At 39.9% G+C, this 22,817-nt stretch carries 20 protein-coding genes and 1 pseudogene; 15 read left to right on the top strand and 6 right to left on the bottom strand.

Annotated elements, in window-relative coordinates; all coding sequences use genetic code 11:
* The first annotated feature begins 53 nt into the window (after nucleotides 1-53).
* On the top strand, nucleotides 54-1,946 hold the full coding sequence (locus BQ2679_RS09390; RefSeq protein ID WP_075567912.1) for a M13 family metallopeptidase: 1,893 nt from the start codon (nucleotides 54-56) through the stop codon (nucleotides 1,944-1,946).
* A gap of 38 nt (nucleotides 1,947-1,984) precedes the next feature.
* Here BQ2679_RS09390 and BQ2679_RS09385 read toward each other — a convergent pair whose 3' ends face one another.
* A complete protein-coding gene (locus BQ2679_RS09385) occupies nucleotides 1,985-2,614 on the bottom strand; it encodes an MBL fold metallo-hydrolase (protein ID WP_075567911.1) in 630 nt (209 codons plus the stop codon).
* 115 nt (nucleotides 2,615-2,729) lie between these two features.
* Nucleotides 2,730-3,806, bottom strand: a complete 1,077-nt coding sequence (locus BQ2679_RS09380) for a DUF2974 domain-containing protein (RefSeq protein WP_075567910.1) — start codon at nucleotides 3,804-3,806, stop codon at nucleotides 2,730-2,732.
* Between the two features lie 94 nt (nucleotides 3,807-3,900).
* Between BQ2679_RS09380 and BQ2679_RS09375 the strand changes: the two genes are divergently transcribed.
* The 5 genes and pseudogenes from BQ2679_RS09375 (at nucleotide 3,901) to BQ2679_RS09355 (ending at nucleotide 10,252) form a co-directional block, all read left to right on the top strand.
* Nucleotides 3,901-4,578 (top strand): response regulator transcription factor, encoded by a 678-nt coding sequence (locus BQ2679_RS09375; protein ID WP_000548968.1) that lies wholly within the window; start codon nucleotides 3,901-3,903, stop codon nucleotides 4,576-4,578.
* Nucleotides 4,571-5,545, top strand: coding sequence for a sensor histidine kinase (locus tag BQ2679_RS09370; protein ID WP_075567909.1), 975 nt, complete (start codon nucleotides 4,571-4,573; stop codon nucleotides 5,543-5,545). The genes BQ2679_RS09375 and BQ2679_RS09370 overlap by 8 nt, the downstream gene beginning before the upstream one ends.
* A gap of 326 nt (nucleotides 5,546-5,871) precedes the next feature.
* Nucleotides 5,872-6,630 (top strand): ABC transporter ATP-binding protein, encoded by a 759-nt coding sequence (locus BQ2679_RS09365; RefSeq protein WP_006152604.1) that lies wholly within the window; start codon nucleotides 5,872-5,874, stop codon nucleotides 6,628-6,630.
* A 1-nt stretch (nucleotide 6,631) separates the two neighbouring features.
* Entirely contained in the window at nucleotides 6,632-8,623 is a 1,992-nt protein-coding gene (locus BQ2679_RS09360) for an ABC transporter permease (protein WP_075567908.1), read from the top strand.
* Nucleotides 8,624-9,202: 579 nt separating this feature from the next.
* A pseudogene (locus BQ2679_RS09355) lies at nucleotides 9,203-10,252 on the top strand (DUF389 domain-containing protein).
* Between the two features lie 211 nt (nucleotides 10,253-10,463).
* On the opposite strand, the gene thrS reads toward BQ2679_RS09355, so the two are convergent.
* The 3 genes from thrS to BQ2679_RS09340 all read right to left on the bottom strand — a co-directional run bounded on the left by thrS (nucleotide 10,464) and on the right by BQ2679_RS09340 (nucleotide 13,543).
* Nucleotides 10,464-12,407 (bottom strand): threonine--tRNA ligase, encoded by a 1,944-nt coding sequence (gene thrS / locus BQ2679_RS09350; RefSeq protein WP_075567907.1) that lies wholly within the window; start codon nucleotides 12,405-12,407, stop codon nucleotides 10,464-10,466.
* A 30-nt stretch (nucleotides 12,408-12,437) separates the two neighbouring features.
* Nucleotides 12,438-12,836 carry a hypothetical protein gene (locus BQ2679_RS09345; RefSeq protein WP_075567906.1) on the bottom strand — a complete coding sequence of 133 codons (399 nt, stop codon included), beginning with the start codon at nucleotides 12,834-12,836 and terminating at the stop codon, nucleotides 12,438-12,440.
* Nucleotides 12,837-13,168: 332 nt separating this feature from the next.
* Nucleotides 13,169-13,543, bottom strand: coding sequence for a hypothetical protein (locus BQ2679_RS09340; protein ID WP_042759693.1), 375 nt, complete (start codon nucleotides 13,541-13,543; stop codon nucleotides 13,169-13,171).
* A 205-nt stretch (nucleotides 13,544-13,748) separates the two neighbouring features.
* Here BQ2679_RS09340 and rpsO point away from each other — a divergent pair, with 205 nt between their 5' ends.
* From rpsO to BQ2679_RS09300, 9 genes are all read left to right on the top strand, one after another.
* Nucleotides 13,749-14,018, top strand: coding sequence for a 30S ribosomal protein S15 (gene rpsO, locus BQ2679_RS09335; protein WP_001018251.1), 270 nt, complete (start codon nucleotides 13,749-13,751; stop codon nucleotides 14,016-14,018).
* Nucleotides 14,019-14,248: 230 nt separating this feature from the next.
* Nucleotides 14,249-15,295: a FecCD family ABC transporter permease gene (locus tag BQ2679_RS09330; RefSeq protein WP_075567905.1), complete on the top strand. Its 1,047-nt coding sequence runs from the start codon at nucleotides 14,249-14,251 to the stop codon at nucleotides 15,293-15,295.
* A 1-nt stretch (nucleotide 15,296) separates the two neighbouring features.
* Nucleotides 15,297-16,052, top strand: coding sequence for an ABC transporter ATP-binding protein (locus tag BQ2679_RS09325; protein ID WP_075567904.1), 756 nt, complete (start codon nucleotides 15,297-15,299; stop codon nucleotides 16,050-16,052).
* Between the two features lie 23 nt (nucleotides 16,053-16,075).
* The gene (locus tag BQ2679_RS09320) at nucleotides 16,076-17,086 is read left to right on the top strand and encodes an ABC transporter substrate-binding protein (protein ID WP_075567903.1); all 1,011 of its coding nucleotides are present in this window, start codon (nucleotides 16,076-16,078) and stop codon (nucleotides 17,084-17,086) included.
* Nucleotides 17,067-17,762: an alpha/beta hydrolase-fold protein gene (locus BQ2679_RS09315; protein WP_075567902.1), complete on the top strand. Its 696-nt coding sequence runs from the start codon at nucleotides 17,067-17,069 to the stop codon at nucleotides 17,760-17,762. The genes BQ2679_RS09320 and BQ2679_RS09315 overlap by 20 nt, the downstream gene beginning before the upstream one ends.
* Before the next feature lie 152 nt (nucleotides 17,763-17,914).
* Nucleotides 17,915-19,258, top strand: coding sequence for a DEAD/DEAH box helicase (locus BQ2679_RS09310; protein WP_075567901.1), 1,344 nt, complete (start codon nucleotides 17,915-17,917; stop codon nucleotides 19,256-19,258).
* Between the two features lie 368 nt (nucleotides 19,259-19,626).
* Entirely contained in the window at nucleotides 19,627-20,301 is a 675-nt protein-coding gene (locus BQ2679_RS09305; protein ID WP_075567900.1) for a hypothetical protein, read from the top strand.
* The gene (locus tag BQ2679_RS10785; RefSeq protein WP_142321363.1) at nucleotides 20,294-20,458 is read left to right on the top strand and encodes a DUF4176 domain-containing protein; all 165 of its coding nucleotides are present in this window, start codon (nucleotides 20,294-20,296) and stop codon (nucleotides 20,456-20,458) included. Before BQ2679_RS09305 ends, BQ2679_RS10785 begins: the two co-directional genes overlap by 8 nt.
* A 59-nt stretch (nucleotides 20,459-20,517) precedes the next feature.
* Nucleotides 20,518-21,084, top strand: coding sequence for a hypothetical protein (locus BQ2679_RS09300; protein ID WP_075567899.1), 567 nt, complete (start codon nucleotides 20,518-20,520; stop codon nucleotides 21,082-21,084).
* A gap of 154 nt (nucleotides 21,085-21,238) precedes the next feature.
* Here the strand turns inward: BQ2679_RS09300 and guaA are convergent, their stop codons facing one another.
* A complete protein-coding gene (gene guaA, locus BQ2679_RS09295) occupies nucleotides 21,239-22,801 on the bottom strand; it encodes a glutamine-hydrolyzing GMP synthase (RefSeq protein WP_075567898.1) in 1,563 nt (520 codons plus the stop codon).
* Nucleotides 22,802-22,817 lie beyond the last annotated feature (16 nt).

The following is a 22,817-nucleotide window of genomic DNA, read 5'->3' as shown; positions in this document are numbered from 1 at the left end:
CCCAGGGATTTTTGCTAAGCTATGAATAAGTGAAAAATGAAAGCGAGAAAAAGATGACACGTTATCAAGATGATTTTTATGACGCTATAAATGGTGAGTGGGAAAAGACTGCAGTCATTCCAGCTGATAAATCAAGAACGGGTGGTTTTATCGACCTTGACGAAGAAATTGAAGAGTTGATGCTAACGACAACCGACAAGTGGTTGGCAGGAGAAGATGTTCCAGAAGATCCTATCCTAGCAAACTTTGTCAAATACCACGCTATGGTGAGAGATTTCGATAAGCGAGAAGCTGATGGAATTGAGCCAGTCCTTCCTATGCTTAAGGAATACCAGGATTTGGAAAGTTTTGCGGATTTCGCAAGTAAACTAGCAGCATTTGAATTAGCTGGTAAGCCAAACTTCCTTCCATTTGGAGTATCACCAGACTTTATGGATGCTAGAACCAATGTTCTCTGGGCTAGTGCTCCAGGAACTATCTTGCCAGATACAACCTACTATGCTGAAGACCATCCACAGCGCGAGGAATTATTGAACCTTTGGAAAGAAAGTACTGCTAATCTCCTCAAAGCCTATGACTTCTCAGATGAAGAAATCGCAGATTTGCTAGAGAAACGATTGGAATTGGACCGTCGCATCGCAGCTGTCGTACTTTCAAACGAAGAAAGTTCAGAATATGCCAAACTTTACCATCCATATTCTTATGAAGATTTCAAAAAGTTTGCCCCTGCTTTACCTTTAGATGACTTTTTCCAAGCAGTGATTGGTCAAACTCCAGATAAGGTTATCGTAGATGAGGAACGTTTTTGGCAAGCAGCAGAGCAATTCTATAGTGAAGAAGCTTGGCCTTTACTCAAGGCAAGCTTGATCTTGAGTGTGGTCAATCTTTCAACAAGCTATTTGACAGATGAGATTCGCATTTTGTCAGGTGCTTATGGCCGTGCCCTTTCAGGAGTTCCAGAAGCCCAAGACAAGCGCAAGGCTGCTTACCACTTAGCCCAAGGACCATTCAAACAAGCTCTTGGCCTTTGGTATGCCCATGAAAAATTCTCTCCAGAAGCCAAGGCGGACGTTGAGAAAAAAGTGGCAACTATGATTGATGTTTATAAGGAACGCTTGGCTAAGAACGACTGGCTGACACCTGAAACACGAGAAAAAGCTATCGTCAAACTCAATGTTATCAAGCCTTATATTGGTTATCCAGAAGAGCTACCAGCTCGCTATAAGGACAAGGTAGTGGATGAATCTGCTAGCCTCTTTGAGAATGCCCTAGCATTTGCGCGTGTGGAAATCAAGCACAGTTGGAGCAAGTGGAATCAGCCGGTTGACTACAAGGAGTGGGGAATGCCTGCTCATATGGTCAATGCCTACTACAATCCACAAAAGAACTTGATTGTCTTCCCTGCTGCTATCTTACAGGCCCCATTCTATGACTTGCATCAGTCATCTTCTGCCAACTATGGTGGTATTGGAGCGGTTATCGCCCATGAAATCTCTCATGCCTTTGATACAAATGGAGCTTCATTTGATGAAAATGGGAGTCTTAAGGACTGGTGGACAGAGAGCGACTACGTAGCCTTTAAAGAAAAAACACAGAAGGTTATCGACCAGTTTGATGGTCAAGAATCTTACGGTGCAAAAATCAATGGCAAATTAACTGTATCCGAAAACGTTGCCGACCTAGGAGGAATTGCTGCAGCGCTAGAAGCTGCTAAGAGAGAACCAGATTTCTCAGCTGAAGAGTTCTTCCATAACTTTGCTCGTATCTGGCGTATGAAAGGTCGTCCAGAGTTGATGAAACTCATGGCTAGCGTCGACGTACACGCACCAGCTAAACTTCGTGTCAATGTCCAAGTGCCAAACTTTGATGACTTCTTTACAACTTATGATGTCAAAGAAGGCGACGGAATGTGGCGCTCACCAGAAGACCGCGTGATTATTTGGTAATCAAAAAACCAAGGATGATTGTCCTTGGTTTTTATGTTTTAGAAAAAGGGATTGAATACTTTTTCGTGGGCGATAGTCGTAGCAGGTCCATGGCCTGGGTAAACATCATAGTTTGGTAGGGTGAAGAGCTGATTGCGAATACTGTCAAGCATTTGCTCCAAACTACCTGTTGGGAGGTCATCACGGCCAATTGTTTCACGGAAGAGCGTGTCTCCGGTTAAGACCAAGTTTCCATCTGGGAAAACAAGTGAAGCTCCACCGATAGAGTGGCCTGGAGTTGGTAAGACGGTAAAGCGGAATTCTTCAATCTGGTATTCTTCATGAAAAACATAGGTGTGTTCAGCTGGTCTACACACGACATCCGCCATATCATCGTGACGAGGAAGCCCAGAAAGATTATCAACAGGAGTATAGAGCCAAGAAGCTTCACTTTCTGCTACATAGACTGGAGGATTTCCAAAAGTATCTCTAACCAAATCTAGACTTAAGATATGGTCATAGTGGGTATGGGTCAGGAGAATAGCGCAGATAGGTTTGTTAATGGTCTCAATAACGCTACGAATCTCAGCCCAATGGCTACCTGGATCAACCACAATCAAGTGATTCTCACCTTCAATGTAGTAGGTGTTTTCATAAGCAACAGGATTCACGGTTCTGTGAATTTTCATAAGTTCTCCAATCTCATAGAATATACTGCTACTAGTATAACACAGAACAGTAAAATTAGGAAAAAATAGGAACAAACAAGAAAGTCCCTCCAGAAAGGAAGGGACTTTTAACTCATTAAAAATGATTTTTCCAGGCTTGGAAGCGGGCATCCAGTAGGAGTTGTGTCAGATTTTTTAAGATTTCGACTTGCTCGGGCTCTAGTGTCTGGGCTTGAGAAACAAGTTGTCGAACATGTTCGATCGCATTTTTTGAAGATAGTTCATTAATAGAACTAATTCCAGACTCTAGGATGGTTCCAAAGAAGAGATCAAAATAGAGTTCGAGTTCTTCATCGGGCACACTGTCCACCCATTCCTTAAGAGTGTCTTTGATTTGGAGACTTTCGCTACTGATAGCCTCTAGTTGGACAAAGTGCTGTCCCTCAGTTAGCCAGCTGAAAGTATTGTGTTGGGCGATTCCACCGAGAGCCATAGATTTAACGACGGTAGGAGTATCAGGAACTTCTAGCATCATGCCGATGACAGAACCTTGTGGGACATAACGGTGAAATTTAGGGATAACATCTTGATAACCAGTCGTTTCTGTCAGATGAGTCTGCAAACCAGGAGCATCATAGGTATAAACTGCTGATATCTTTTCCTGCAATTGAGGCTGGATTTGACTAGCAGCATAGACGGCTAGATTCCCACCTTTAGAATGCCCAGCAATGAGTACTTTTTGTTTTGGATGTTGTTTAAAGAAATCTTCCAAGTATTCAAGAGCATGCTTTTGGGCAGGGATTTCCTTCATATAGGTCATATGGAAATCTTCCTTCCAGCCAATAATACTGTCGTCTGTGCCACGAAAGACAATCAGATAAGTATCTAGGTTCAGACGATAGGTCATAGCAGCGAACTGTTTCTGTTGCTCAGTGTCAATCTCGTTAATAAAGTTTGATAGCTTGCAATTTCTAAAACGTTTGTGTTGGGCAAGCTGGTCTAAAAGTTGCAGACGTTCTTTATTGGTCAACATGGTACTTTCTCGAGGGACACGTGTTGCGACATCGCTTAAACGATTGACAGGCTGGTCCAATAGGTTATCAAAAGGAAGATAAGTCAGCTCTGTCAAAGCAAGTACATCCAGTTCATTTAAGGGAAGATCATAAAAAGAATCGTATTGAACATCAGTTAGATAGTCAAAAATATTGGCCATGAGAATTCCTTTCTTAACTTTTATCATATCAGATTTGCATCAATTTCGCTAGTAGTCAGAAGAATTTTGCTATAATATAAAAAAGGAGGAGCAGATGCATAAGATTTTACTAGTAGAAGATGATCCAGTAATCCGTCAGCAAGTTGGGAAAATGCTCTCCGAATGGGGTTTTGAAGTAGTCATGGTAGAAGACTTTATGGAAGTTCTGACGCTATTTGTTCAGTCTGAGCCTCATCTGGTCCTGATGGATATTGGCTTGCCTCTCTTTAACGGTTATCATTGGTGTCAGGAAATTCGCAAGATTTCCAAAGTTCCTATTATGTTTCTGTCTTCAAGAGACCAGGCTATGGACATCGTGATGGCTATTAATATGGGGGCTGACGATTTTGTGACCAAGCCTTTTGACCAGCAGGTCCTTTTAGCTAAGGTACAAGGATTATTGCGCCGCTCTTATGAATTTGGAAGGGATGAAAGCCTCCTAGAATATGCTGGAGTTATTCTCAATACCAAGTCTATGGATGTGCATGTCAATGGAAAAGCTATCAGTTTAACAAAGAATGAATTTCAGATTTTACGGGTTTTATTTGAACATGCAGGAAATATTGTAGCGCGTGATGACTTGATGCGGGAACTCTGGAACAGTGACTTCTTTATCGATGACAATACCTTGTCTGTTAATGTCGCTCGCTTGCGCAAGAAACTGGAGGAAGAAGGTTTGATTGGTTTTATCGAAACCAAGAAAGGGATAGGGTATGGATTGAAACATGCTTAAACTTAAAAGTTTTTTTCTAGCTTATATCCGTTCGCGTAGCCGTTTTTTTGCTTTTATTCTATCGCTTACAGGTTTGCTTTTTCTCTTTGAAATCTTGTTTGATAAGCAAGGGCCCTACTTTAACTATTTCTTCTTTCTATCTACATTTTTGACATTTTTGTTTTTGGTATTTGATTTCTTGATAGAATTGCAACGTTATCGTAAGGAATTGCTCTATGGCGAAAGAAAAGCTAAATCACCAATGGAAGTCCTTCTAACTGAAAAATTAGAGAAAAGCGAATCTGAACTCTATCAAAAGAAATCAGATGCAGAAAACCGCTATAATGATTTGGTGGACTACTATACACTCTGGGTTCATCAGATAAAAACACCAATTGCAGCCAGTAAACTCCTAGTGAATGAGGTGGCGGATCGCCAACTGAAACAACAGATGGAGCAGGAAATTTTTAAGATTGATTCCTATACCAATTTCGTACTCCAATATCTACGCTTAGAAAGCTTCCATGATGATTTGGTGTTGAAGAAAGAAAATATAGAAGATCTGGTCAAGGAAGTCATTCGCAAATATGCTATTTTCTTTATCCAGAAAGATCTAAGTATTAATTTGCATGACTTGGATAGAAGCATTGTGACGGATAAAAAATGGTTGTTGGTGGTCATTGAACAAATCCTGTCAAATAGCCTCAAGTACACAAATGAAGGTGGGGTTGAAATCTACATGGAAGGTTCAGACCTTTGCATCAAAGATACTGGTATTGGTATCAAAAATAGTGATCTGTTGCGAGTCTTTGAACGTGGATTTTCAGGATATAATGGTCGAATGACCCAGCAGTCATCTGGACTTGGGCTCTATCTAACCCAGAAAATCAGCCAAGAATTAGGACATCAGATTCAAATAGAATCCGAACTTGGGCAAGGAACAACGGTGAGGATTAAGTTATCTGAAGTGAATTTACTGATTGAATGAAAAGAATTGTGAAGAGCTTGGAAGAAACCTTTCAAGCTCTTCTTTAGACCTTGATATGGTGAGAAAAAGGCTTCAATTAGATAAAAAATGTAATCTTACAAAAATGTAAGATTAAAGGCCTCTTTTGTAAGGTTATGTTATGGTAAGCCCTCTTTTTTTGGAGTAAACTTAGAGCATAAAGAAAAAGGAGAGAAACCATGAAAACAATTTTACAAAAGAAACAAACAAGTAAGCCGAGTCCAAAGGATATCGAGCGAGTTCTAATCGGCATCGAAATGATGCAAGCTCAGTTTCAGTTAATGGGATATTAAAAAGGAGAAGTTAAAATGACACTATTAGATGTAAAACACGTTCAAAAGATTTATAAAACTCGCTTTCAAGGTAACCAAGTAGAAGCCCTGAAAGATATTCACTTTACCGTTGAAAAAGGCGACTACGTTGCTATCATGGGTGAGTCTGGATCTGGTAAATCAACCCTACTCAATATTCTTGCTATGCTTGACAAGCCAACGCGTGGGCAGGTCTTCCTAAACGGAACTGACACAGCTACCATTAAAAATTCTGAAGCATCAAGCTTCCGTCGTGAAAAGTTAGGCTTTGTCTTCCAAGACTTCAATTTGTTAGATACGCTTTCTGTTAAAGACAATATCTTACTCCCTTTGGTATTGTCTAGAAAGCCTATTACAGAAATGATGAAAAAATTGGTAGTTACGGCTGAAAATCTTGGCATCAATCAATTGCAGGAGAAGTACCCTTATGAAATCTCTGGAGGACAAAAACAACGGGTAGCAGTTGCACGGGCTATCATCACAGAACCAGAAATTCTTCTTGCGGACGAGCCAACAGGTGCCTTAGACTCTAAATCGTCTGCAGCCCTCCTTGATATCTTTGATCAGATCAACGAGCAAGGGCAAACCATTCTCATGGTGACCCACTCAACAGCAGCAGCTAGCCGTGCAAAACGTGTTCTTTTCATCAAGGACGGTATTCTCTATAATCAAATCTATCGTGGTGAAAAGACGGATCGTCAGATGTTCCAAGAAATCTCTGACACCTTGACTGTTATGGCAAGTGAGGTGAACTAGTATGTTTCGATTAACCAATAAGTTGGCCATATCCAACTTAATTAAAAACCGCAAACTCTATTATCCTTTTGCTTTGTCTGTCATTTTGGCAGTCACTATCAGCTATCTCTTTTACTCCCTAGCCTTTAATCCTAAAATTGTGGATTTACGTGGTGCATCTGCTATACAATTTACCCTGCAACTAGGACTTATTGTTGTGACACTTGCATCTGCCATTATCGTTCTTTATGCCAACAGTTTTGTCATGAAAAATCGCTCAAAAGAACTGGGTGTATATGGCATGTTGGGCTTAGAAAAACGCCATTTGATTGGTATGACCTTTAAGGAGCTCTTAATATTTGGGATAGTAACAGTCACTGCTGGGATTGGAATTGGTGCCCTCTTTGATAATCTGATTTTCGCTTTACTGCTCAAACTTGCAAAGATGAAGGTGGAGCTAGTCGCAACCTTCCAATGGCCCGTAGTTCTTTCAATCCTTATTGTATTTGGGCTTGTCTTTTTAGTCATTGTCTTTCTAAATGCTATCCGCATTATCCGTATGGATGCCCTCCAACTTTCTCGTGAGAAAGCAAAAGGTGAGAAGAAGGGGCGTTTCCTAGTTCTTCAGACTCTTGTAGGGCTAATTACTCTAGGCGGTGGCTACTATCTAGCACAAAGCGTAAAAGACCCAATTTCAGCAACCCTTACTTTCTTTATTGCCGTCATGTTGGTAATAGTTGCGACCTATCTTTTATTCAATGCAGGTATTACAGTTTTCTTACAGTTGCTCAAGAAAAACAAGAGGTACTACTACAAACCAAACAACCTTATTTCTGTTTCGAATCTTATCTTTCGTATGAAGAAAAACGCTGTCGGTTTAGCAACCATTACCATCCTTTCAACTATGGTTTTGGTCACCATGTCTGCAGCAACCAGCATCTATAACGGATCTGAAAATATAAAAAATATCATGTATCCTCACGATTTTGATGTTAAAGGACAAAATATAGAAGTTGAGGATTTAGACCAACTATTGACTCAATATGCCAGTGAAAAGAACTTGACGATTAGCAATAAAGACGTTCTTAGCTTTGCTAGCTTTGGCCTTTCTAATCAAGATGGAACAAACTTAACTATCTATGAAAAAGGGAAAACTAATGTATTGCCAAAGACAGTTTTCCTAGTTTTCGACCAAAAAGATTATGAAAAAATGACTGGACAAAAGCTAAATCTTTCTGGAAATGAAGTAGGACTTTGGGCTCGAAATGATCAACTTAAAGGTCAGAAAGCAATTAGTCTCAACAATCAGAACTATACGATAAAGCAAGAAATCCAGCAAGATTTCCTCAGAGACCATGTTTCAAACCAGTACGTTCTCTTGGTTTCGGATTATAACTATCTAGTTGTACCAAATATTCAAAACTTTTTGGATCAGTACCAAGATTCTGCTATCTTCAATCAGTTCTACGGTGGTATGGATGTAACTGCAAGTCTAGAGGAACAGTTAAAGCTAGCTGATGACTTTGATGCGTATGTGAACAACTTTAGTCATAATCTCCAGAGAGAAGATGCTATGGTTTATGGGGGTAATGGTGCAAGTGATGCAATTGCCCAAATGAACGCTCTCTTTGGTGGAATTCTTTTTATCGGTATTTTCCTCTCTATCATCTTTATGATGGGTACAGTTTTAGTAATCTACTATAAACAAATCTCAGAAGGTTATGAGGATCGTGAACGCTTTGTCATCCTGCAAAAAGTTGGCTTGGATCAAAAACAAATCAAGCAAACCATTAACAAGCAAGTCTTGACCGTTTTCTTCCTCCCTGTAATCTTCGCCTTTCTACATTTGGCATTTGCCTATCATATGTTAAGTTTGATTCTTAAGGTCATTGGGGTAGTAGATACAGCTATGATGTTAAGTGTAACACTTTCTATTTGTGGTATCTTTGCCCTCATCTACATACTTATCTTTATGATTACTTCAAGAAGCTATCGTAGAATTGTTCAAATGTAAAAACAGAAACATCAAAAAAGAGAGTGGGACAGAAATCGTTAATTCGTTAGAATTCGATTTCGTCGTCCCACCTCCGCACAGTTGAGTAGGGCTGTAAAAGCTGATGAAATCAGCGTAGTAGAGCCCACTCAACCACTGCGTCTTGCTCGACAATCCAAAGACAATTGAGAGGCTAGGACTTTTGTCCCAGCCTCTTTTTTAGAGCTGGGATTTTGTACAAGGTTTTATCTCTTATTTCACAACACGTGATTTGTTGGCGATATCAGCTAGGATTACTGTTACAAACTCATCATGTTTAAACATTAAAACGGTATCTACTTTCAGAGGAGATATCGTTTTTCTTCTTCAAAGGATAAGGATACAAAAATTTCTTCCTTTCTTTATCTTTTAAATTAATTGATTTCTTCAGAGAAAGACTGTAAAATTTTTGATATAATATCAAGGATGGATTGATGGATATTTAAAAGATAATGTTCAAAAGAATCACAGGTAAGAATTAAAAACATGTCAGTTTGGACAGAAGTCTCTCTACCATCATCCATGCAGAAACAAGATTATATGAAATAAAAGGAGTAACCAATGTCCGGAAACTATTCAACACGTGAATTCCGCGAGAAACTATATGATGACCTTCATGTTCGATTAAGAGATACACTGATTTTGATGTGTTCGATTTTTATTGCCTCTATAGGTCTAAATATGAATTCAACAGCAGTCGTTATTGGAGCCATGCTGATTTCCCCTCTTATGACACCGATTGTTGGACTGGGGTTTGGTTTAGCTATTTTTGATACGCGTTTAATCAAGCAATCTCTACAGGTTTTACTTACTCAAGTATTGGTAAGTTTGCTTGTCTCGACTCTGTATTTCTGGATTTCTCCCTTATCTTATGCAAGTAGCGAGTTGATTGCACGAACCTCTCCAACCATTTGAGATGTTCTCATTGCTATTGCTGGTGGGATAGCAGGTGTCATTGGTTCAAGGAAAAAAGAAGCAAACAATATCGTGCCTGGAGTAGCCATTGCAACAGCTCTGATGCCGCCTATCTGCACTGCGGGTTATGGTTTAGCTAATGGAAATGTACGATTTTTATTTGGGGCTCTTTATCTTTTCTTGATCAACTGTGTCTTTATCATGCTAATCAACATTGTTGGAACAAGAATTATGATGAGAAAATCTCCCTTAAGTTCATTTAAAGAGTTAAACATTAAAATGAGAATTGGGTTGATCTCCTTGATTGTATTATTGGTTCTTCCAGCCAGCTATTCAGCGGTCACTCTGACGATGGATCAAGCACGAAAAGAAGGGATTAAACAGTTTGTAGGCAAAGAGTTCACCAATCATACGATCATTAATCAAGTCTACAAGTCAAGTAATAATGAATTGATCTTAACAGTTGTTGGAGATCCGATTTCAGAAGAAGAATTAGAAACCATCCGCCAAAAACAAGCCTCTTACGGTATTCAATCTGTTCAATTAAAAGTCAATCAAGTCCATAATTCGACAAAATTAGATAGTGAGGCGACCAAGGAATTTTACGAAATCATTAACCAGTATATCGATCAAAAACTCTCTGAAAAAGATTCACAAAAAGATATCGTAAAAGAAAATGAGGCAGATAAGGATTGAGGATAGTCAACTTATCTAACTCATGGAAGCAAATCTTGGGAGGATATCCTAAATCCAAAAGTTAATGGATAGAAAGGATTGTTGATGAGGATACTATTTGTGGTGGTTTGATCAGTCACTACTAACTCAGGTTAAACAAAATATAAAAAGCAACAACTGAAATAGTTGTTGCTTTTTCTTACTGAAAAATGTTTCTCAGACTGTGATCGTTTTATTTCTCAACACGAGATTTGTTGGCGATATCAGCTAGGATAGCTGCTACAAACTCTTCTACTGCCACAGTGTTGGTTTCTTTTTGTCCATAGCGACGAACGTTGACAGTTCCGTCTTCCATTTCCTTATCACCAACAATCAATTGGTAAGGAATCTTGCTAGTTTGTGAAGCACGGATCTTGAATTGCATTTTTTCGTTGCGTTCATCCACATCAGCACGGACACCACGGTCACGGAGCTTCTTAGCTACTTCCCAAGCGTAGTCCACATGTTTCTCGTTAGAAACTGGGATGAGGGTTACTTGGTGTGGTGCCAGCCATGTTGGGAAGGCACCCTTGTAGTTCTCAATCAAAATCGCTGTGAAGCGTTCCATAGTTGAGATAACCCCACGGTGGATCATAACTGGGCGATGTTCTTCACCATCAGCTCCGATGTATTTAAGGTCGAAGCGTTCTGGAAGCAAGAAGTCAAGCTGAATCGTAGAGAGGGTTTCTTCTTTTCCAAGGGCAGTCTTAACCTGGATATCCAATTTTGGTCCGTAGAAGGCTGCTTCACCTTCAGCTTCAAAGTAGTCAACACCCATCTCATCAAGGGCAGCACGAAGCATGGTTTGAGCATTTTCCCACATTTCATCGTTATCAAAGTACTTGTGAGTATCTTGAGGGTCACGAAGAGAGAGGCGGAAGCGGTATTCAGTCAAGTTGAAGTCTTCATAAACATCGATAATCAACTGAAGAGCACGTTGGAATTCTTCTTGGATTTGTTCAGGAGTTACAAAGAGGTGACCGTCGTTGAGAGACATTTCGCGTACACGTTGAAGACCTGTCAAGGCACCAGATTTTTCATAGCGGTGCATCATCCCGATTTCAGCGATACGGATTGGCAATTCACGGTATGAGTGAACATGGTGCTTGAAGACTTGGATGTGGTGTGGGCAGTTCATTGGGCGAAGGACGAATTCTTCTCCATCTCCCATATCCATAGTTGGGAACATGTCTTCTTGGTAATGATCCCAGTGACCAGAAGTCTTGTAAAGCTCTACAGAAGCAAGTGGTGGAGTGTAAACGTGTTGGTAGCCAGAAGCTAACTCCTTGTCGACGATGTAGCGTTCCAACTCACGACGGATTGTCGCCCCATTTGGCAACCAGAATGGAAGACCTTGACCAACCTCTTGAGAAATCATAAAGAGATCAAGCTCTTTACCAAGTTTACGGTGGTCACGTTCTTTGGCTTCTTCACGCATTTGAAGGTAGTTTTTCAAGTCTTTCTTGTCAAACCAAGCTGTACCATAGATCCGTTGCATCATAGCATTGTCGCTATTTCCGCGCCAGTATGCACCAGCTACATGGAGAAGGTGGAAGATTTGGATGCGGCCTGTTGATGGGACGTGAGGTCCACGGCAAAGGTCCACGTATTCACCCTGACGGTAGATGGTCAAGCCACCCTCGTCTTCTGAGTGTTCTTCGATCAATTCCAATTTATATGGGTCATTTTTGAAGATTTCACGCGCCTCGTCTTTGGTCACTTCTTCACGAATTGATGGGAAGTTTTCTTTAACGATTTTTTGCATTTCTTCTTCGATACGAGGAAGATCTTCGTTAGAGATTTGACCAGCTTGGTTATCAGTATCGTAGTAGAAACCATCTTCGATAGCTGGACCAACACCCAAGTGAATGTCTGGGAAGAGACGACGAGCTGCTTGGGCAAACAAGTGTGCCGCTGAGTGACGCAAGATATCCAATGCATCTTCGTGATCAGGTGTCACGATTTCGATGCTTCCATCTTCAGTGATCGCACGAGTAGTGTCGATGAGTTTGCCGTTGAATTTACCAGCAAGAGCTTTTTTAGCTAGAGAATTGCTGATGGATTGAGCAATTTCAAAAGTTGTAACGCCAGATTCGAATTCACGAACAGCGCCATCTGGGAAAGTAATTTTGATCATGGTTTTCTCCTTATCTATTATCCAAATATTTTAAGAATCTATTCTTTTATTGTAATAGTTTGTTTCTAGGATTTTTTGTAGCTCAGTTTTATGCCAGCCTGCGCCAATCATTATCTTATTAACATTAAATTCAAAACTCTGTTTATCATTCATCGAAAATTTAAGTTTATATCCTATAAACAGGCGCTTCTTAAATTGATATGCTTCGATATCTTCTGCTGAAAATTCTCCTACAATGTCTCCTAATTTCCCCATAGGTGTAATAGAAATGATGTAGATTCCTGTCTCGGTAAAAACAATTAAAAAGTAGGCATTTGCAGTGCCTCCCAAGCGCTGAGTTCCATAGATCGCATGCAACGACTCAGCTACGCTAGAATCTAAGCCATGTTTCATTAAATGAGCCTTAATCTCTTCAAATTTGAATCCCATATAGATCTCCTTTATTCATTTTATTTTTTTAATATTGCAGCATAGGAAAAGTCCTCTCTCGCCACCCCCAAAAGTAACAAAAGAAAAATGAAAACAAAAAGCGACATCCTAAAAAGGACGTCGCAACGTGGTTCCACCTTCATTTATGTTCCTCAAAAAAGAGGGACACCTCTGATTGGCTCTAACGTGGCCACCGTTTTATGTTTGCATAAAAGTCAGTAGAGTAGTATCAGTTTAGGCTTCCTATGCGTTCTCAGCAACCACGCACTCTCTGGTAGAAAGGGCTAAGTGACTTGTCTCTATGCATTATTATAGCATGATTGTGAGATTTTTCAAGGATTTTGTGAAAGTTTTTTCCTTTTCAGTTTTTGCACTAGATTCTTAATAGCTACACCGACAGCCATACCCGCGAGGGCAAAGATTTCATAGGCTAGGAAGTAGAGAAGGATAAATTCTCCGAAAGTAATGATGGTAAAGCAAAAGAGCAAGCCAACTCCAATTAACCACCAAACTGAGAACTTGAAACGATAAGAGTAGAATAGTGATACTATGAAAGTCACCAGTGGAGAGAAGATAATAACGTTGCCGATGGTGAGCTCCTTCAAGATATAGTTTTTAGTAATAGTCCATAATAACAGCTCATAAAGTGGCCAATAAAAGAAAAATATGACCAGATAGTAGGGGAGATATTGCGAGAATTTACGCATGGTAATCACCTCTCTTTTCAAGATGTCAACTTAGATATCCTTCCTATAACTATTATAGCACTTTTGCGGTAAGAATAGTAAATCAGTTGACAAAGAACTTAGTTCTTGGTAGAATAAGAAATGTCGTAAAGACAAATAACTTCTTCTTGGTTACAGGCATGCCAACCTGTCACTCGGATGAAGCCAAATAAAAAGGAGAAACATCATGGCAATCTCAAAAGAGAAAAAAAATGAAATCATTGCACAATATGCACGTCACGAAGGTGATACAGGTTCAGTAGAGGTTCAAGTTGCTGTCCTTACTTGGGAAATCAACCACCTTAACGAACACATCAAACAACACAAAAAAGACCACGCTACTTACCGTGGATTGATGAAGAAAATCGGTCGCCGTCGTAACTTGCTTGCATACTTGCGTAAAAACGACGTTAACCGTTACCGTGAGTTGATCAACTCTCTTGGACTTCGTCGCTAATCTTGCGTCTAAAACGTTTCTATACTTCGTTGGCTTCGCCTCGATGTACCATCAGTACAATCCTCGGCTTGCCGTCTAGTCTATAAACGATTTATCCAGCAAGAATCAAGCTCTCTGACTTCAGAGGGCTTTTTTGTGTGCATTTTTCTAGTCTTGCTCATGATTTAGAAATGTGGTATACTGTTTATTAAAATTGTCTAAATTTTTAATTTTTGTCAAAGGAGGGTTTCATGCTTTCCAAATTTTCTGGAAGCCATCAAAACCTACGATATTTTTTTCTCCTCGTTTTTTTGCTAGGAGCATTGGGAATTTCTCTGTTTCTGGCAGTTTCTATGGGTTCTGTTCAAATTAGCTTGAGTGATACCTATCGGATAATTTTGAGGCAGTTAGGGGCTCCTTTTGAGATAGGAGACATTTCAAAGTCTACGCTTGCTATTGTTTGGAATATGAGATTGCCACGGGTTTTTCTTGGATTGATTGTGGGTGCAGGCCTTTCCATATGTGGCAGTGTCATGCAGTCAACGGTCAACAATCCAATCGCAGAGCCCTATGTATTAGGAATTTCAGCCGGGGCAACCTTTGGAGCAACTTTGAGTATTATTCTTGGATTTAAAGTTATGATTGGTCTAGGCTCTTTCTTAGGAGCGATTTTGGCAACAGTTGCAGTTCTTCTCATTGCGTCCATGCAGAGCAGGATGACAACTTCTAGCTTAATCTTATCGGGGACAGTTGTGAATGCACTATTTTTGGCTTTTTCAAACTTTATTATCTCTATTGGGGCCAATGCTGATAGCGTTATGACTATCAAGTTTTGGACCATGGGCTCTTTAGCGGGGACCTCATGGGCTCATTTGACCTTGCCAACTATAATCGTGGGAATCGCCTTTTTATTTTTCTCTACACAATATCGTGTTTTCAATGCCATGATGATGGGAGATGAGGCGGCTTTGACTTTGGGAATTCCCTTGCGTTTTTATTGGTATCTCTATGTGACGATTGTAGCTGTGATGACGGCAGTCCTAGTTTCGACTTGTGGGATCATCGGTTTTGTCGGTTTGATTACACCACATTTGGCCCGAAGTTTGGTTGGTACAAATTATAGAAGACTTTTTCCGATAGCAACCTTACTAGGCGCCCTCTTTGTTGTCTGGGCAGATGTCTTTGCTCGCGTTTTGATTCAAAATGCTGAACTTCCGATTGGTATTTTCACGGCCCTAGTAGGTGCACCTTTCTTTATCTACATGGTTGCAAGTAGACGAAGGGAGGTGAGAGTCTGATATGGATTTAATGTGTCAGGATATTCACTTTGGAATCGGAGAAAAAAAGATTCTCAAAGGAGTCTCTCTTAAACTTGAGGGAGACCAATTTCATACTATTTTGGGACCAAATGGAAGTGGAAAGACCAGCTTGCTGAAACTCTTCTATCGACAGGAAAAGCCGAATCAAGGTTTGATTTCTTTAGATGGGAAGCCTCTAGACCAAATGAGCGTCAAAGAAACGGCAAAGCAGATGGCAGTTATCACGCAGTTCAATCAACTTCAGTTTGATTGTACGGTTGAGGAGATTGTCATGCTGGGCAGAACGCCCCATCTCTCTTTCTTGCAAAAAGAAAAAGACAGAGATTTTCTTTTGGTTGAGGATGCATTGGTCAAGGTAGATATGCTTGAAAAGAGAAATCGACTCTACTCTTCTTTGTCAGGAGGAGAGAAGCAGCGGGTTCTGTTAGCACGCGCCTTGGCCCAAGAGCCGACCCTCTTGCTCTTAGATGAACCGACCAATCATTTGGATATCAAGTATCAGCTAGACTTATTGACCATTGTCAAAAATCTTCAGATCAATGTACTAGCTGTCTTGCATGATATTCAGCTGGCTTGTCGCTACTCAGACTATCTCTATCTAATGAAAGAAGGGGAGATTGTTTACCAAGGTACTCCAAAAGAGACCATCACACCCGAGTCATTGCAGGCTGTCTATGACGTTCAAAGTAAGGTAACTTGGACAGAAGATCAGCAAGCCATGATTCACTATTTATAAAAATTAAAAAGGAAAATAAAAACATGAAAAAAACACTTAGTATTTTACTTGTAACAGTAGCTGCCTTATCTTTGGCAGCTTGTGGTAACGCATCTAAAGAAACATCATCTGCACCAGCTACAACAGAAGCTAGTCAAAAAGCTAATACAGAAACCAGCTATCCTGTAACTATCAAAACTTATGATGCTAAAGGAAATGAAGTCGAACAAGTCTTTGAAAAGGCACCTGAAAAGGTCATCACCAACAACCTCTCAACAACTGAAATCCTACTTGAACTCGGTTTGCAGAATAAAATTGCTGGCATGCTCAATCCTGATAATGCTGTAACTGGTAAATACAAGGATGCTATTGAAGCCATCCCTCACATTGGTGATAAAAAATCTGTCTCACAAGAAACAGTTCTTTCTTATGAACCAGATGCCTTGATGGGACGCAACATGATGTTTTCTGAAAAGTCAATGGGAACCATTAGTGCTTGGAATGAAAACAAAATCCCTGTTTATACGCAAAAAGCTTCACTTTCAACTATCCAACAAGATTTAGGAAATATCGTAGAAGATGTGAAGAATCTTGGTACCATTTTCAATGTCCAAGACAAGGCTAACCAATACGCAGAACAATTACAAGCTAAAATCGATGTGGTTAAAAAAGCTAACCCAGAAACACAGGGTGAAAAGAAAAAAGCTTTGATTATGGTTGCTTATAACGACGAAACCTTTGGTGCCTACAAGTCAGCCCTTCAGGAAAGCTTACTTAACCAACTTGGTTATACCAATGTCGCAACAGGAACTTCTGGTTTGACCCTGGAAAATCTAGTGTCAATGGATCCAGAGTTGATTATCTATGTAACTAGTGACCGCAATCAAAAGTTAGATGAAAAAGCAGTGGATTTGATGAAGGCAAATGCTGTTTTGGAAAATGTCCCAGCAATCAAAAATAAAAAAATCATGACTATCTCTTACGATGAGTTGATGGATTACGGTCCTGCGGTGATTGATTCCCTTGAAAAAATCAATGACTTTATCAAGAAATAAGGAGTTTAACTGGGAAGGGATTCGAGTTAGGGTCAGTCTTCCTTTGAACTATGATCCTCAACAAGCCTACCCAATGATTCTTTTAAATGATGGGCAATTGGACTATTTGTCAGCCCTATCCCAATCTGTAATTTTGGTGGGTTTGATTCCAGAAAATCGTCTGGATGACTTTACACCCTGGCAGTCTGATGCATTGAAAGAAGGGGCACCAGATTTTGGTGGGAAGGTAGACCAATACCATCAGAAGATCTTTCAAGGGATTCTAACAACTCTGCAAAAGGACTTCTTGATTGATGAAAGTAGAATTGCTTATGGTGGCTATTCACTGGGTGGTCTTGCTGCTATCTATAGTCTTTATAGTAGTCATTTACCTGTGACCTGTATCTTCTCTATCTGTGGCTCTTTCTGGTATCCAGACTTTATAGACTTTTGTAGGGAACATACCTTGATACAGAGTCAAAGCCTAATTTATCTGCAAAATGGTCAAACAGAAGGTGCCAATCATTCCAATCGTCTGTCTAAGGCTCCTATTTATGCCAGAGATCTACATGACCTGATTTCAGAGAAAGTCCCTTCGACTTATTGCACGTTTGATGCTTATGGGCATCATGAAGCTCTTAAGGAACGTTATCACTATTTTTGTGATTGGCTGAGAGACGAGTGGAAGCTTAAGTAACCTTATAACACTCCTTGTTCATCGTAACTAGGAGTGTTTCTTATGTATGCTTGGTTGTTAAAATGTTCATAGTATTATTCTTGACGGAAATCCAGCCCCTGTAATAGACTAAATTATGGTATAATGAGTAGATAGATAGAATCGAGGAAATTATGTCATTTACACAATTTAAATTTAAAAAATATATAGAAAAAGCCTTGGAGGAGTTGAAATTTACGACTCCTACCGAGGTGCAGGAAAAGTTGATTCCTATTGTCTTGGCAGGTCGTGACTTGGTCGGTGAATCAAAAACAGGTTCAGGAAAGACCCATACCTTCTTGTTACCAATTTTCCAACAGCTAGATGAAGAGAGTGATAGTGTACAAGCCGTTATCACAGCTCCAAGTCGTGAATTAGCAACTCAGATTTACCAAGCTGCTCGTCAAATTGCAGGACACTCAGAAGTAGAGATTCGTGTTGCCAACTACGTTGGTGGAACAGACAAGGCCCGTCAGATTGACAAATTAGCTAGCAACCAGCCCCATATTGTTATCGGAACTCCTGGGCGTATCTATGACTTGGTAAAATCTGGTGATTTGGCTATTCACAAGGCTAAGACCTTTGTAGTCGATGAAGCAGATATGACCTTGGATATGGGATTCTTGGAGACAGTCGATAAGATTGCAGGAAGTCTTCCTAAGGACTTGCAGTTTATGGTCTTTTCAGCAACTATTCCACAAAAACTGCAACCATTCTTGAAGAAATACTTGTCAAATCCTGTCATGGAGAAAATCAAGACCAAGACAGTTATCTCTGATACCATTGACAACTGGTTGATTTCGACCAAGGGTCGTGACAAGAATGCTCAAATTTATGAGTTGACTCAAGTCATACAGCCGTATCTCGCCATGATTTTTGTCAATACAAAAACTCGTGCGGATGAATTGCACAGCTACCTAACAGCTCAAGGCTTGAAGGTGGCTAAGATCCATGGAGATATTGCTCCTCGTGAACGTAAACGGATCATGAATCAGGTTAAAAATCTTGATTTTGAGTATATCGTCGCAACTGACTTGGCAGCGCGTGGGATTGATATTGAGGGTGTCAGCCACGTTATCAACGATGCCATTCCACAAGACTTGTCTTTCTTTGTTCACCGTGTCGGACGAACTGGACGTAATGGTCTACCAGGTACAGCCATTACCCTCTATCAACCAAGCGATGACTCTGATATTCGTGAGTTAGAGAAATTAGGAATTAAGTTTGTACCTAAGGTTGTTAAAGATGGAGAGTTCCAAGACACTTATGACCGTGACCGTCGTGCCAATCGTGAGAAAAAACAAGAAAAACTGGATATCGAAATGATTGGCTTGGTTAAAAAGAAAAAGAAAAAAGTCAAACCAGGCTATAAGAAGAAAATCCAGTGGGCGGTCGATGAAAAACGCAGGAAGACTAAGCGGGCAGAAAGTCGTGCCCGTGGACGTGCAGAGCGCAAAGCTAAACGTCAAACTTTTTAAAAATGAAACAGTAGAACCAGAAGGTTTTACTGTTTTTTTAGAATAATTTAGAAGTATTATATCAGCAGATGTGGAGGCTATGATGAATTCTTCAGTCTACTGAATGAAGTTATCCTAAAATGAAATAAACACACTGGGACGAGTATCTCAGTGTGTTTTTGTGGTAAAATATAATAGATTAATAAATGAAAAGTACATATTTTTAGAAATATCAATTAATAAGAAGAAAGGTTGCTTTATGGCGATAGATATTAGTGAAGAACAGTTGGCTATGGAGTCTGCTGACTTATTAAAAATTCTTTTAAAAGATCGAACGACAAAGAAAAATATTGTTTTATAAAGATGTTTTAAAACTATGGTGATTAAAAATGAGAAAAATAATTTTTATTGGACAAAGCGGTGATGAAGCCGTCTACTATAACACTAGAACAAAAGAGGCTCTGGTAGCCAAAAAGAGTGCCTTATTAAATACGGAAGGGGCTAGGAAGAGCAATAATGCTATTATTCCTTTGATGTTGGTTTTTATTTTCTTAGGTTTGATAGGGGGAATGGTAGCTATACCAGCTTTTTCCGGTTTTAGATACAGTAGCTGGATGGTTCCGCCTTATATCGCTGCCCAGTTCTTTATTTGCTTTGGCTTTATATGGATGATGGAAGAAGCCTTGTATAAAGAAGTGAAGCAGGTTCAGGGGGCAAGTTCTCAACAGTTTGCGAAAGCTGTTGATTCAAATCTGTTTTGGGAAAATTTTAGCAAGAAAAAAGCGACGTTTGGGAAAATGTTTATTTTTATGATTGTCATGTTATTAGTTTTTATGACTACTATAGTAATATTTGCTGCTGCTATCCCGGGCATTATTGACTCATTCAATAAGCAGGAACCATTTGATATACAAATCTTTTTCTCGCTTTTGGCAGCCCTGTTTCCTGCCTTGTTGTACCTTTTCTTATTCCAAAACAACCCCATCCGCTGGTTGTTAGCCGTGCGGAAGTATGAACAAGGGGAAGTGATATTTGCAGAAGACAAGGAGAAGAAATATGAGTGAGACACTATTACCATTGGGAACAGTGGTTAAACTAAAAGATCAAACAGAACTAATCATAGCAACACTGTCTTTAGCTATGAGTTTTACCTTGGTATCGGATTATTCTCCTTTACAACGCCAAAAAATTATCAAACAATTAGAAGAGGAGTATGCCTAATGTGTCAAAATTTACCATGCTATCTCAGGTTTAGGGAAAATATTAAGGTGTGTTGTTAGATGATTTTAAAAAAGAAAGATATACTTGTACAATTAGGACAGTATCAGAAAGGCCAAATACTCTTTTATAATAAAAAGACAAAATCCTTGTTAGCCATGGATGAAAAGGCCTCTTATCGCTCGATGAGCCAATTAACTCTTGCCAATAGTTACGTGATTGGATATGCTATTTTAGCATTTATCAGTGGACTTTTCACCCTACAAAATGTTTTTTTAAAATTGCTTCTATTGTTACTCTGTCAATGCGTCATGAGCTATTACGCTTACAAACTGCAAAACTTACAAATGAATGAAGCTACTTTTTACGCTGTTGATATTACTAAATTTGACACTCATGCTTTTACAAAGTGGTTTGCAAAAGCAAGGCAGTTGATATTCTGGTTGCTCCTAGGCGGAGGACTGTGTTATATCTTGTCTGCAATTGCTTTTTATCTCTGGGGAGATGTTAGAATACTAGCGATTTTTGCCTGCGCTTCCTTTGTTGAGACTATCATGATTTATAATGGTATGGCAGGAAATGTTTTACTGAAGGTTAACGATTTTTACACGAAAAAGAGAAACAACTAATAGAAAAATAAAATTTAATATAAAAAATCCCATCAGAAATATTTCTGGTGGGGTTTTTGGTGAGGAACCAATCAATTTTGAATGATTTTTAACCTTTTATAATAACAGAAATGCTGTTAAATCAAGGATTCTTAGCCTAAGTTACTCTTATATATTATTCCCACTCAACAGTTGCAGGTGGTTTACTTGTAATATCGTAGACGATGCGGTTGACGTGATCAACTTCGTTTACGATACGAACTGAGATTTTTTGGAGTACTTCCCATGGAATCTTGGCGAAGTCAGCCGTCATTCCATCGATAGAAGTGATAGCACGGATAGCGATGGTGTAGTCGTAAGTACGGCCATCTCCCATAACACCTACTGAACGAACGCCAGTGTTAACAGTGAAATATTGCCAGATGTCGCGGTCAAGGCCAGCTTTAGCGATTTCTTCACGAAGGATAGCATCTGACTCACGAACAGTTTCAAGTTTTTCTTCAGTAATTTCCCCCATGACACGGATAGCAAGTCCTGGTCCTGGGAATGGTTGGCGCCATACGATGTAGTCTGGCATACCAAGTTCAGTACCTAGTGCACGAACTTCATCCTTGTAAAGAGTGTTGAGTGGCTCAATCAGTTCAAACTGCATGTCTTCTGGAAGTCCACCAACGTTGTGGTGAGACTTGATAGTTTGAGCAGTATCCGTACCAGACTCAATCACGTCTGTATAGAGTGTCCCTTGAGCAAGGAATTTCACGTCTGTTAGTTTGCTTGCTTCGTCATCAAAGACATAAACAAACTCGTTACCGATAATCTTCCGTTTTTGTTCAGGATCAGATACACCAGCCAATTTATCAAGGAAACGTTTGGCAGCGTCTGCTTTAACGATGTTGAGACCAAACTTACCACCAAGCATATCCATAACTTGGTCAGCTTCCCCTTTACGGAGAAGACCGTGGTCTACAAAGATACAGATCAATTGATCACCGATTGCTTTTTGGAGAAGAACCCCAACAACAGAAGAGTCAACACCACCAGAAAGTCCGAGAAGAACACGTTTATCTCCAACTTTTTCACGGATTTGTTTGATTTGCATCTCGATGAAGTTATCCATAGTCCAGTCACCTTTGGCACCACAGATATTCAAAGCAAAGTTACGCAAAATATCATAACCGTGAACTGAGTGGCGAACCTCTGGGTGGAATTGGATACCGTAAATTTTCTTATCAGGGTTTTCAATAGATGCATAAGGACAGTCTGCAGAAGTTCCAGTACGAACAAAGTCAGCAGGAATTTCCGTTACAGCATCACCGTGGCTCATCAAGACAAGCTGCTCATCTGGAGTACCCGCAAAAAGAGCTGATTCTGTGTGAGTCAATGTTGATTGACCGTATTCACGGTTACCAGCGTCACCTGCAGGAACAACCTTACCACCAAGTTTGTGAGTCAATAGCTGCATACCGTAGCAGATTCCTAAAATTGGAATTCCAAGTTCAAAAATCTCTGGATCAATATCAAACGATCCTTCTTCGTAAACAGAGTTTGGACCACCTGAAAGTACAATCCCGATAGGATTGATAGCACGGACTTCGTCAGCCGAAATCTTGTGACTTTTTAGTTCTGAAAAGACACCAATCTCACGGATACGACGTGAGATGAGTTGGTTGTACTGGCTACCATAGTCCAGTACGATGATCTTTTCGACATCTTGCAAATCAGTTGAAATGTTGCTCATCTTTTCCCTTTCTTCA

The organism is Streptococcus timonensis (assembly GCF_900095845.1).
Lineage (GTDB): Bacteria > Bacillota > Bacilli > Lactobacillales > Streptococcaceae > Streptococcus > Streptococcus timonensis.
The sequence above is the reverse complement of the archived record's forward strand: the minus strand, read 5'-3'. Positions and strand labels throughout refer to the sequence as shown.

What these genes read in the sequence shown, in the direction of transcription:
- BQ2679_RS09370 (WP_075567909.1), top strand. Translation starts at nt 4,571, where the DNA reads ATGCTTAAACTTAAAAGTTTTTTTCTAGCTTATATCCGTTCGCGTAGC.
- BQ2679_RS09385 (WP_075567911.1), bottom strand. Translation starts at nt 2,614, where the DNA reads ATGAAAATTCACAGAACCGTGAATCCTGTTGCTTATGAAAACACCTAC.
- guaA (WP_075567898.1), bottom strand. Translation starts at nt 22,801, where the DNA reads ATGAGCAACATTTCAACTGATTTGCAAGATGTCGAAAAGATCATCGTA.
- rpsO (WP_001018251.1), top strand. Translation starts at nt 13,749, where the DNA reads ATGGCAATCTCAAAAGAGAAAAAAAATGAAATCATTGCACAATATGCA.
- BQ2679_RS09380 (WP_075567910.1), bottom strand. Translation starts at nt 3,806, where the DNA reads ATGGCCAATATTTTTGACTATCTAACTGATGTTCAATACGATTCTTTT.
- BQ2679_RS09365 (WP_006152604.1), top strand. Translation starts at nt 5,872, where the DNA reads ATGACACTATTAGATGTAAAACACGTTCAAAAGATTTATAAAACTCGC.
- BQ2679_RS09300 (WP_075567899.1), top strand. Translation starts at nt 20,518, where the DNA reads ATGATTTTAAAAAAGAAAGATATACTTGTACAATTAGGACAGTATCAG.
- BQ2679_RS09360 (WP_075567908.1), top strand. Translation starts at nt 6,632, where the DNA reads ATGTTTCGATTAACCAATAAGTTGGCCATATCCAACTTAATTAAAAAC.
- BQ2679_RS09340 (WP_042759693.1), bottom strand. Translation starts at nt 13,543, where the DNA reads ATGCGTAAATTCTCGCAATATCTCCCCTACTATCTGGTCATATTTTTC.
- BQ2679_RS09390 (WP_075567912.1), top strand. Translation starts at nt 54, where the DNA reads ATGACACGTTATCAAGATGATTTTTATGACGCTATAAATGGTGAGTGG.
- BQ2679_RS09305 (WP_075567900.1), top strand. Translation starts at nt 19,627, where the DNA reads ATGAGAAAAATAATTTTTATTGGACAAAGCGGTGATGAAGCCGTCTAC.
- BQ2679_RS09345 (WP_075567906.1), bottom strand. Translation starts at nt 12,836, where the DNA reads ATGGGATTCAAATTTGAAGAGATTAAGGCTCATTTAATGAAACATGGC.
- BQ2679_RS09320 (WP_075567903.1), top strand. Translation starts at nt 16,076, where the DNA reads ATGAAAAAAACACTTAGTATTTTACTTGTAACAGTAGCTGCCTTATCT.
- BQ2679_RS09315 (WP_075567902.1), top strand. Translation starts at nt 17,067, where the DNA reads ATGACTTTATCAAGAAATAAGGAGTTTAACTGGGAAGGGATTCGAGTT.
- BQ2679_RS09330 (WP_075567905.1), top strand. Translation starts at nt 14,249, where the DNA reads ATGCTTTCCAAATTTTCTGGAAGCCATCAAAACCTACGATATTTTTTT.
- BQ2679_RS09325 (WP_075567904.1), top strand. Translation starts at nt 15,297, where the DNA reads ATGGATTTAATGTGTCAGGATATTCACTTTGGAATCGGAGAAAAAAAG.
- BQ2679_RS09310 (WP_075567901.1), top strand. Translation starts at nt 17,915, where the DNA reads ATGTCATTTACACAATTTAAATTTAAAAAATATATAGAAAAAGCCTTG.
- BQ2679_RS09375 (WP_000548968.1), top strand. Translation starts at nt 3,901, where the DNA reads ATGCATAAGATTTTACTAGTAGAAGATGATCCAGTAATCCGTCAGCAA.
- BQ2679_RS10785 (WP_142321363.1), top strand. Translation starts at nt 20,294, where the DNA reads ATGAGTGAGACACTATTACCATTGGGAACAGTGGTTAAACTAAAAGAT.
- thrS (WP_075567907.1), bottom strand. Translation starts at nt 12,407, where the DNA reads ATGATCAAAATTACTTTCCCAGATGGCGCTGTTCGTGAATTCGAATCT.